We start from the raw sequence: 4,230 nt of genomic DNA, 5'->3' as shown, positions 1-4,230 counted from the left end.
GACATCGATGCTGCCGTCGAAGGCCTGATGGCGGCCAAGTTCCGCAACGGCGGGCAGACCTGCGTGTCCCCGAACCGCGTGTTCGTGCACGAGCGCCTGCATGACGCCTTCGCCGACAAGCTGGCCGGGCGCGTAGGCGCACTCAAGGTGGGCCCGGCGAGCGACCCGGGCTCGCAGATCGGTCCGATGATCAATGCGCGCGCGGTCGAGAAGATCGAGCGCCATGTGGATGACGCGGTCGCAAAGGGCGCCAAAGTGCTCACCGGCGGAAGGCGTCTTGTCGATCTGGGCCCGAACTATTACGCGCCCACGGTGCTGGTGAACGCTGACGCCACCATGGCCTGCAGCTGCGAGGAGACTTTCGGCCCGGTGGTGCCGATCACGCGCTTCGACAGCGAAGCCGAGGTGATCGCCGCGGCCAACGACACGCCCTTCGGACTGGCCGCGTACTTTTACTCGCAAGACGTCCGCCGCATCTGGCGCGTGGCCGATGCGCTGGAGACAGGCATCGTCGGCATCAACGAAGGCGCGCTCGCCGCCGAGGCTGCCCCCTTCGGCGGCGTCAAGGCCTCGGGCTACGGACGCGAGGGCTCGGTGCACGGCCTCGACGATTATCTGCACATCAAGTACCTGTGCCAGGGACAGCTGTAGCAGAGCACGGTCGCGGCCTGGAATGCCCGGCGAACTCATCGGTCGTCGTGGCCCAGCCGCGCTGAAGCGCCCCCGCGCCTATACGCGCAATCAACCATGAAAAGCCCTTTGTCCAAGCACCGCGTCGTTATCGTGGGCGGCGGCGCCGGCGGGCTGGAGCTGGCCACGCGTCTCGGCGATACGCTCGGCAAGCGCCGCATGGCGGACGTCACGCTGATTGACATGCACCGCACCCACGTCTGGAAGCCCAAGCTGCACGAGATCGCCGCGGGCAGTATGGATATGAGCGCGCACGAGGTCGACTACCTCGCGCAGGCGCACTGGCACCGCTTCCGCTTCCGGCTCGGCGAGCTCACCGGCATCGACCGCGAGCGGCGCGAGGTGCACGTGGCGTCCTACCTGGACGATGAAGGCCGGATGGTCACGCCCGCGCGCGCCTTCGGCTACGACACGCTGGTGATCGCCATCGGCAGCCTGAGCAACGACTTCGGCACGCCCGGCGTGCGCGAGTATGCGCTGCGGCTTGAGTCGAAGGCGGATGCGGAGCGCTTTCATCAGCGCATGGTCAACGCCTGCATCCGGGCGCATGCGCAGACCACGCCGCTGCGGCCCGAGCAGCTGCACGTGGCGATCATCGGTGCAGGCGCCACGGGCGTGGAGCTGGCGGCCGAGCTGCATCGCACCACGCGCGAGGTCGTGGCCTACGGGCTGGACCGCGTGGACGCCGAGAAGGACATCCAGGTCAGCGTGATCGAGGCCGCCGACCGCGTGCTGCCCGCGCTACCGCCGCGCTTGTCGGCCGCCACCGAGGCGCTGCTGTGCAAGCTGGGCGTGGAAGTGCACACCGCGGCCAAGGTGGCCGAGGTGCTGCCCGAGGGCGTGCGCCTGGCCGACGGCCGCACGCTGCCGGCCGAGCTGGTGGTGTGGGCCGCGGGCGTGAAGGCCGCCGATTTCATGAAGGACATCGCGGGGCTCGAAACCAACCGCAGCAATCAGCTCGCGGTGCTGCCAACGCTGCAGACAACGCGCGACGCCGACATCTTCGCCATCGGCGACTGCGCGGCCTGCAACTGGCCCGAGGCCAACGGGGGCAAGGGCGGTCTGGTGCCGCCGCGCGCGCAGGCAGCCCACCAGCAGGCCTCGCATGTCGCGGCGCAGATCCGCCGGCGCATGGCGGGCAGGGAGCTCATGCCCTATTGCTACCGCGACTTCGGCTCGCTCGTGTCGCTCGGCGAGTACAGCACCGTGGGCAACATGATGGGTGGCCTGATCGGCGGCAGCTTGATGATCGAAGGGCTGTTCGCCCGACTCATGTACATGTCACTCTACAAGATGCACGAGCTGGCGCTGCACGGCGTCCTCAAGGTCTCACTCGACACGCTCGCGCGCCTCATCACGCGGCGCACCGAACCCCACGTCAAGCTGCATTGAGGCGTTGCGAGCGCGCGGGGCGGCCGGTCAGCAAGGACCAGCTGGTTGACCGCCTGCGCGAATGGGGCGAGGAGGTGAGCCTCAATGCGATTGAGGTGTACATCCATCGCCTGCGCAAGAAGATCGAGAAGGGGCCTGTGCGCGTGGCAACGGCTCGCTGGCTCGGCTGCAACTACCTGGAGAAGATCTAAAGCTCCGGAAACTATTTTACATAAGCCACATTGTATCACCTAAGTCGTTGATTCTTAACGACTTTATCAGTGCATGCCGGGCGGCCTCCGGCTTGATTTTGAGGCTCGAATCGTACTCCCGCTACGACGACCCGAGCATTTTCAAACGATCCCCCATCGACCTGCAGATTCACCGGGCGCCGCTTGGGCTCAAGAACGCGTCCCGTGGCGCTTGATGACGCCTGCGTCTCGCGCGGGGCTGCCACGGGGCACGCTCGGCCTTGGGTGATCGAGGGGCCCCGATTCTCTGCCCCGTCGACGGGTTTGAAGCGGAATCGGCCGCCGATACCAACGACGCAAAGGGATTGCCTGAACTTTGTCAAACGAATTACTGGAACCACATGCAACGGCTCGCCGAGGACCACGTTTCTGTTCTATTTCATACATATTATGTATGATGTGCTATGTGAAATACACATCACTTCCGATAATTATTTATTATCGCAAGTAAAAACAGACAGGAGAAGAGGGCATGGATCCGAAAAGTTCGAGCGACCTCAATCAACCGATCCGAAGCGGCCGCGGCATTCAGGAGGCGCAGGTCTGGGCAGCGGCCGATGCGCTCGTGCATGAAGGCCTGCGCCCGACGATCGAGCGCGTGCGCCAGAAGATCGGCAGCGGCTCGCCCAACACCGTGAGCCCGATGCTCGAACGGTGGTTCGCCACGCTCGGCGAGCGGCTGGAGGGCCGAGGAACCAGCTTGGCCGACGGTGAGGCAAAGCAACTCCCGTTGGCCATCGTCCAGGCCGCCCAGCAGATCTGGGACGTCGCCCGCCGGGAGGCCGACCAGGTGCAGGTTCAGAAAACCGAAGCCACCCGCCGCGAGCTGGAGCTCGAACGTAGCGCCCTTGCCGAGAAGGAAGGCGATCTGCAGCAGCGCGAAACCTCCTTCGAGCAGGCCCGCGTCGCGCTCGAGGAGGCGCTCGCCTCGTCGCGCCAGGCGGTCACGGCCATGGAGAGCCAAATGCACGCGCAGCAGCAGGAGTCCGCGCGCTTGCTGAGTGGGTCGGAGGCCGACGTGCGGCGCCTGCGCAAGGCACTCGACGAGGCCGTGGCCAGCAAGGAAGCCCTGCGCGAGAAGGCGGCGATGGAACTCGGCGCGGCGCAGCGCGACGCAAGGGAAGCAGAGCAGCGCCATGTCGCGCATGAACGCCGCCTGCTCGCAGACGTCGATCGCGAGCGGGTAGCCGCGCGCCAAGCCGTCACGGACCTCGCGAAAGAGCATAAGGCCCGCGCTGCGGATCTGGAAGCCGCGCGCGCCGCGCAGGAAGCAGGCAAGCAGGCGCTCCAGGCAGAGAAGGCCGCGCACCGCGATGCAGCTGCCGCCTGGTCGCTAAGGCAGCAGGAGGGCCAGGTCGAACTTGCAACCCTTCGGGAGCGGGCCGCCCGGGCAGAGCAACGTGTGAACGACTTTGCCGCCCAGTTGCAGCGCCAGAAGGGGCAGGCTGAGAGGGAGATCGCGCAGTTGCGTGAGAGCCAAGCGGCGACGGCGACCGCACTTCGTCAGATTCAGGCAAGCCGCAACGAGCAACCTCGGGCCGACCGCGCCCCGCGCGCTAGGAAGCCATCGGAATGACGGTGGACGCAACAAGGCGGTGCTGAAAAATGGTCTGGGAGGCCTGTGGCCGCCTTATTTTCTCGCAAGATCCGATAGGTCTTCGCGCTTCGAACAAGGGCCTCTGCAGGAACATTGCCGGTTCGAGCAACGGTTCGCCCGGCCTCTTCTCCTGGAGGCCTCGGTCCTCGTCGAGGGCAACTACGAGCAAACGGCGGTAAACACCCTGCTCTTTTGCGCTCCAAAAGGCCCGATACGATCGGATTGATTCCTAACGGGGCAATGGACCTAGCCCCCGGGACCATGAGGTCGCCCGCGGCGCAATCAAGCCCTCCAACTTGGGCGTCACACAAAGTGAAAGTG

Annotated in this window: 3 protein-coding genes and 1 pseudogene; all 4 read left to right on the top strand. The window is 65.9% G+C overall.

Annotation, left to right across the window (positions count from 1 at the left end; genetic code table 11):
- A partial coding sequence (locus tag AC1DY5_RS44485; protein ID WP_478120788.1) for an aldehyde dehydrogenase family protein occupies positions 1-651 on the top strand: 651 nt, incomplete at its 5' end.
- A 96-nt stretch (positions 652-747) separates the two neighbouring features.
- The gene (locus tag AC1DY5_RS44480; protein ID WP_478120787.1) at positions 748-2,082 is read left to right on the top strand and encodes an NAD(P)/FAD-dependent oxidoreductase; all 1,335 of its coding nucleotides are present in this window, start codon (positions 748-750) and stop codon (positions 2,080-2,082) included.
- 8 nt (positions 2,083-2,090) lie between these two features.
- A pseudogene (locus AC1DY5_RS44475) lies at positions 2,091-2,273 on the top strand (winged helix-turn-helix domain-containing protein); the annotation flags it as partial.
- A gap of 511 nt (positions 2,274-2,784) precedes the next feature.
- Positions 2,785-3,888 (top strand): DNA-binding protein, encoded by a 1,104-nt coding sequence (locus tag AC1DY5_RS44470; RefSeq protein ID WP_478120786.1) that lies wholly within the window; start codon positions 2,785-2,787, stop codon positions 3,886-3,888.
- The last annotated feature ends 342 nt before the right edge of the window (positions 3,889-4,230 follow it).

This window comes from Variovorax sp. P4_D9, assembly GCF_056401695.1.
The sequence above is the reverse complement of the archived record's forward strand: the minus strand, read 5'-3'. Positions and strand labels throughout refer to the sequence as shown.